The sequence below is a fragment of the Chryseosolibacter histidinae genome, from assembly GCF_018598225.1.
In the GTDB taxonomy this organism is placed as follows: Bacteria; Bacteroidota; Bacteroidia; order Cytophagales; family Cyclobacteriaceae; genus Chryseosolibacter; species Chryseosolibacter histidini.
In genome coordinates this window covers 37,638-43,886 of the sequence record NZ_JAHESF010000050.1, presented here as the reverse complement: position 1 = coordinate 43,886, position 6,249 = coordinate 37,638, and the positions used below count along the sequence as shown (strand labels likewise).

The following is a 6,249-nucleotide window of genomic DNA, read 5'->3' as shown; positions in this document are numbered from 1 at the left end:
GGATCGCCAGGCTCTGGAGCCGCCGGTGGGCGCTGCCCAAGTTCGAAGGGTTTGACAGTGACATTGACTGGGCGCCGGGTTTATCATTCAACGCCCGTTATTTCGATCGCACGTTTCTCACGGCTTTATCAAAAGAGCAGTGGGTGAGCACGGCTAAAGCGCTCCAGGCTGTACTTACAGACGAAGCCATCGAACACGCCATCAGGCAATGGCCCGAACCGATCTACAACCTGCATGGTCCACGCATTGTCAGCGATCTGAAGCACCGCCGTGACAAGCTCGACCGATATGCTGTATCACTCTATGAGTTCCTGGCGCGCGAAGTGGAGGTTACCGGTTCGGACAAGCGCGAGCGGTTTGAGGTTGACCGGTTACCGGGCGGCGATGTGCGCGTGAAAGTGTTCAAGGTTACCAAAGAAGGCGAGCCGGGAAAAATGCTTTATGACCGGCACTTTAAAAGGCACGAGACCCGTGAAGTGAGGCTTTATGGCCTTGGCGGCGACGACGATTTTATCATTACAGGATCGCCCCACAGAAAAGCTGTTACGTTGCGCGTCATCGGCGGTGAAGGCAGTGACAAGCTCGCTGACAGCGCACAGGCGAGAGGTAATGCCCGCGCTTTCCTGTATGACCAGACGGGACAGTTCAAGCTGAGCCCCGGTACCCGGGTAAAAGACATGACATCTGATGTGCCGGAAGTGAATGCGTATGATAGGATGTCGTTCCGGTACAACCTCTTTGCACCGCTGTTGTTTGGAAATTACAATCCTGACGATGGGCTGTTCATCGGCGGCGGTTTTCTCAACATCGCGCATGGCTTCCGCAAGCAGCCGTTCAAGCAACGCCATATCTTTATGGCGAGCATCGCTCCGCTCACACAGTCTTTCAGCTTCAGGTACCAGGGAAAATTCACAGAAGTGGTTGGAAAATGGAATTTTGAAATGGATGTGAATCTCCGTTCGCCCAACTATGTGAACAACTTCTTCGGTATGGGCAACGAGAGCATTTACAACGACGATATTGAAGTTGTTCCCGGCATCGAAGTGAAGAACTCTATCAACTATTACCGGTATCGTTTTGAGGAGCTGAGAATAGAGCCGGCGCTTTCGCGGAATTTCGGAAGCGCTTCATTCAAGATCGGGCCTGCCTTTCAGCGGATAGAGATGGAGGAACCCAGTGCCGGCCAGGATCGCTTCATAGAAGAATATGCCAATACGCTGGAGTACAATCTTTTCGACGAGTACAACGTCTATGCAGGCGGCGCATGGGAGCTCGCCATCGACAAACGCAACAGCAGACAGTTTACGCGTCGTGGACTTCTGTGGACCACTACCGGCAGATCGATGGCCGGTCTTGATAAACATGCGAGCACCTTTTCATCTTTTGAAAGCGTGCTTTCATTCTATCATTCGTTTCGCGCTGTTTCCAGGATGACGTTTGCCGTGCGCATCGGTGGCGGTGTCAACACTGGCAACTATGAGTTTTACCAGGCTCAGATACTGGATGGAAAAACGGAGCTGAGGGGTTTCCGGAAAACCCGCTTTTATGGCGACAGCAAGCTGTATTCAAACCTGGAGGTGCGCATGAGACTGCTCAGCCTTCGCACTTACCTTTTCCCGGCTTCATTGGGCATCCTGGGTTTTCACGACCTCGGAAGGGTATGGTATAAAGACGCTGCTGGTATCGATCCTTCTGCGCCTGGCGGAAAATCTGAGGTGTGGCACAAAGGCTGGGGCGGCGGCATCTGGTTTACACCGTTCAATATGGGCGTGCTTTCGACGGAGGTAGGGGCTTCGGAAGAAGGAGCGTTGTTTTATGTGAGGTTGGGCTTCCTATTCTAGTTAGGTATTAGGTACGAAGTACGATGGACGAGGTACGGGGTGCAGTTATCGTACCTCGTTACCGATGGCTATCGGGATCGTACTTCTTACCTTTTCACTACGGGCTACTCACGTCTTCCTTTACCCGCTCCTCATATTCATCCGCATATTTCCCGGCGCAGATATGAGCGTTGTTCATTTCGCTGTACTGGTAGGTGAACGCCGCTCCATAGTAAAGGATGAACGAGCAGTAAAAAACAAAAAGCAGGAGCAGGGCAAATGAAGCCGAGGCGCCGAAGATGGTGGCGAAACGCGCATAGACCAGCACTTCATGCAGCAGCCATTTGCCGATGCTGAAGAGGATGCCGGTAAGCAGTCCGCCGTTGAAAGCGGTGTCCCATGAAATATTTGCTTCGGGCAGGATCTTAAAAAGCACGGTAAACCATATGGTCACTATAATTACGGAGAAGAGCACGTTCAACACCCGCACCATCACAATGGCGGCACCCGGCCAGACCGCCTGCAGGTAGTCGAGCGACATACCGAGGCTTGTATCGATCACCACCGATACCAGAAAAAGCACACCCGTGAACACAATCACCCCGAAGAGTGTTCCTCTCTCGCGCGAGTGATACTTTAATCTCAGGCGCGGCTTGGGCCTGAGATGCCAGATCTTCTGAATGGCATGTTTGACCACGCTCAGCAACGTGGTGGCCACGAAGATAAAAAAGACACCACTGGCCAGCGTGATGAACCAGTTACCTTCAATGGACATAAAATTATTAACGATCGATTCTATCTGCCAGGCGGTTTCCCTTCCGAAGATGGAACCGATGGACTGGAACAGGTGATTGTTGATGCGTTCAGATTGCGGATACAGTCCAAAGAGGCTGATCAGTATAATGATGATGGGCGAAATGGAAAAGGTGGCGAAAAAGGCGGTGGAAGAAGACAATACCAGCGGCTCTTTTTTGCTGAGCAGCTTAAAAGCTTCTTTGAGGGCCATGAGTATCGTCTTTAATCCCGGTGGCATCTAAACAACTGATCACCAGCCTGCAGGTAAAGAATCATACCCGGAACCGATGCGGTTGTCTCGTAAAAGGGGATTTTCAACGGCAAAAACGGTACCCGGTGATACAATTAATGGCGTAAATTCGTTTCTTGGTTATCTATGAAAAAAGTGCGTAACAATCTTCTTTCCTTGTTCTCTTTCAAGCCCGTTCTGCTGCTGCTTGTGCTCCTGTTATCCTGTAAAGAGGATGATCCACAGCCGCTGACCGCAGATGCCAAGGTCAACAACTGGATCTTTGATACCATGGAATTCTGGTACCTTTGGAACGACCAGCTTCCCGCGTCTCCCAACAAGAACACAGACCCGGAAACCTTCTTCAAATCGCTGCTCTCTTCCGAAGATCGTTTTTCCTGGATCCAGGATAACTACCGGGATCTGCTGAACTCGCTCCAGGGCATCAGCAAGGAAGCCGGTTATGAATATGTGCTTTACCGCGAGAACGAATCGAGCAACAACGTGGTGGCCCAGATACTGTATGTGAAGCCCTCGTCACCGGCCGAAGCCGCCGGCCTCAAGCGGGGCGACCTCATCACCCGTGTCAACGATCAGCAAATCACTGTCTCCAATTATCAAACGGTAATGGCCCAGGTAAAGGAGAACCACAGCCTTCGGTACAAGCCGCTGCTGGTCAACGAGCAGCAGTTCGATGCGGAAAAAACCATTTCGCTCACCACCATTCAATACGCCGAGAATCCCCACTACATGAACCGCATCCTGGAAGTGGGCGGAAAAAAGATAGGTTACTATGTTTATAATTTCTTCGCCAGCGGCACCGATAGCAATCCCAACGCCTACGATGCCCAGATGGCCAACATCTTTGCCACCTTCAAGTCGGGCGGCATCACAGACCTGGTGCTCGACCTGCGTTTCAACAGTGGCGGGGGTGAAGACGCTGCCAACAGCCTGGCCAGCTTTATCGGCAAGGGTATAGACAACACAAAAGTATTCGCCCGAAAATCGTACAACACACAGGTTGAAAAGGAGATCGTTGACGATCCGCGCTATGGCGCTGATTTCCTGATCGCCAAGTTCACCTCCAAGGCTTCGAACATCGGCAGCATGCTCTCCGGCGGCCGTGTTTATGTGCTCACCAGCTCCCGTACCGCTTCCGCCAGCGAGCTTGTGATCAACGCACTGAAACCGTTCATGGATGTATTCCTCATCGGCGATGTCACCTATGGCAAGAATGTTGGTTCCATATCGCTTTACGAAGAGAACAACGCTTCCAACACCTGGGGCATGCAGCCCATTGTGGTGAAAGTATACAACAGCCTCGACCAGTCTGACTATGGGAACGGCTTTACCCCCAACGTGCTGAACGAAGATAACAGCCTGTTCATCTATCCCCTCGGCGATACACGCGAAACATTGCTCAGCCAGGCCATCGCCCAGATCACCGGCACAGCAACAACAGGCCGTGCACCATCACGCGAAACAAGACCGATCATCGGTCACTCGCTGGATCAGAAGCGGAGGGGTTTTAGTCTGATAGTCCAGTCCACCGTCCACAGTCGACAGTCCACGGTAGAGTAGTGTAAACTACACGATCGTACTTCGTTCGATAGCTATCGGATCGCAGGTGAGCAAAAAACGTAACTCGTCACTGCCGTGGACCGTGGACTCTTTCCTGCTCACTTTTTAATTAGAGTGACCTTCCTTCGGCGCTCCGGGCAATTTTTGATAAATTCATCTTTATCTAAACTACCCGGAAAATGCGAGCATTTCTACCACTCATGCTGCTGGTTTTGTCAGGAACTGTACAAGCTCAGCAAAATCCCGTTGGCATCTTCGAGGCCAGCGCTGACGTTGGCAACCCTAAAAAGAAAGGCAGTGTACAATTCGATGCTTCATCGCAGGTCTATACCCTGAAGGGCGCCGGGTACAACATCTGGTTTGGACGAGACGAATTCCAATATGCTTTCAAAAAGCTCAAGGGAGACTTTATTGTTACGGCCGACTTCGAATTCGTGGGTAGTGGCACCGATGCCCATCGCAAGATCGGTTGGATGGTACGGCAAACCACCGACGACAATGCACCGCATATCACGGCTACGCTGCATGGCGATGGACTTACCGTGTTGCAGTGGCGTCCACTGAAGGGTTCACACATGAGAGATCCCGAAGATGAGCTGTTCGCGCCCAAGAAGCACTACCGCACCCTGCAGCTCGAGCGATCCGGAAAAAAGATCACCATGAGGGCAGCGCACTGGGGCGAACCCCTGCAGACCATCGGCTCACATGAGATGGAGGCGCTTACGGATGAAGTGCTGGCCGGCATATTCATCAGCTCACACAATGAAGATGTGGTGGAAGAAGCCCGTGTCTGGAACGTGCGCATCGATAAACCCGTAGCGGATTCTTACAATGCTTACCAGCAGGGATTTATGGGATCACGTCTCGAGATCCTGAATGTTGCCGACGGCATGCGCAAGGTGATCCACGAGTCTAAAAGCCGTTTTGAGGCGCCCAACTGGATGCCTGATGGCAGAAAGCTGTTGTTCAACCAGGATGGCGCTCTTTTTATGATCCCCATAGAAGGAGGCACCCCGGAGAAAGTGAACACCGGCACCGCTAACAGGAACAACAACGACCACGGCATTTCTTTCGATGGAAAGATGCTGGCCATCAGTCACCACCGCGATGGATTACCGGGAGGCGGCTCAACTGTTTATGTGCTTCCCCTCCAGGGTGGAACACCGAAGCAAGTCACGGAAAAAACACCTTCGTACTGGCATGGCTGGGCTCCCAATGGAAAAGAGGTACTTTTTGTGGGCCAGCGCGATGGCAAGACCTTTGATATTTACAAGGTCTCCATCAATGGCGGGGCGGAAACCAAACTCACCGACAACAAAACAAGTCATGCCGATGGTCCCGAGTATTCTCCCGATGGAAAATACATTTATTACAATGCGAACCCCTCTGGCACAATGCAGATCTGGCGCATGAGACCCGACGGCTCCGGCAAGGAACAGCTGACCTTCGATGAGTACAACAACTGGTTCCCACACATTTCTCCTGACGGGAAGTGGCTGGTAATGATCTCCTTCCCTCAGGACATCGATCCAAACGATCATCCCTTTTACAAACGGGTAATGCTGCGGCTGATGCCTGCCGGTGGTGGAGCACCCAAAGCGATCGCCTACCTGTACGGTGGCCAGGGAACCATCAACGTTCCTTCCTGGTCACCGGATAGTAAGTTCATTTCATTTGTGAGCAACTCTGAAAAATATTAAAGGAGGGGCATGCGATAAAAGCTGCCCGGGAGGGATTCGAACCCCCATCTTTCGTATTGTCCACAGGCTTTCGCTTGCGGAGCACGAGTATCTTACATTAGAAGACCGGACTGTATATTAAAAT

The 6,249-nt window shown here is 51.9% G+C and carries 4 protein-coding genes; 3 read left to right on the top strand and 1 reads right to left on the bottom strand.

Features of this window, described 5'->3' with window-relative positions; all coding sequences use genetic code 11:
• Window positions 1-1,841: BamA/TamA family outer membrane protein (locus KK083_RS28640; RefSeq protein WP_254169581.1), on the top strand; the 1,841-nt coding region annotated here is incomplete at its 5' end.
• Window positions 1,842-1,938: 97 nt separating this feature from the next.
• Here KK083_RS28640 and KK083_RS28635 read toward each other — a convergent pair.
• Entirely contained in the window at window positions 1,939-2,826 is an 888-nt protein-coding gene (locus KK083_RS28635) for a YihY/virulence factor BrkB family protein (protein WP_254169580.1), read from the bottom strand.
• 165 nt (window positions 2,827-2,991) lie between these two features.
• On the opposite strand from KK083_RS28635, the gene KK083_RS28630 reads away from it, so the two are divergent.
• Window positions 2,992-4,425 carry a S41 family peptidase gene (locus tag KK083_RS28630; protein ID WP_254169579.1) on the top strand — a complete coding sequence of 478 codons (1,434 nt, stop codon included), beginning with the start codon at window positions 2,992-2,994 and terminating at the stop codon, window positions 4,423-4,425.
• Between the two features lie 179 nt (window positions 4,426-4,604).
• Window positions 4,605-6,125: a TolB family protein gene (locus tag KK083_RS28625; RefSeq protein ID WP_254169578.1), complete on the top strand. Its 1,521-nt coding sequence runs from the start codon at window positions 4,605-4,607 to the stop codon at window positions 6,123-6,125.
• Window positions 6,126-6,249: the final 124 nt, after the last annotated feature.

Coding starts and splice junctions, on each gene's coding strand:
- KK083_RS28635 (WP_254169580.1), bottom strand. CDS start 2,826: ATGGCCCTCAAAGAAGCTTTTAAGCTGCTCAGCAAAAAAGAGCCGCTG.
- KK083_RS28625 (WP_254169578.1), top strand. CDS start 4,605: ATGCGAGCATTTCTACCACTCATGCTGCTGGTTTTGTCAGGAACTGTA.
- KK083_RS28630 (WP_254169579.1), top strand. CDS start 2,992: ATGAAAAAAGTGCGTAACAATCTTCTTTCCTTGTTCTCTTTCAAGCCC.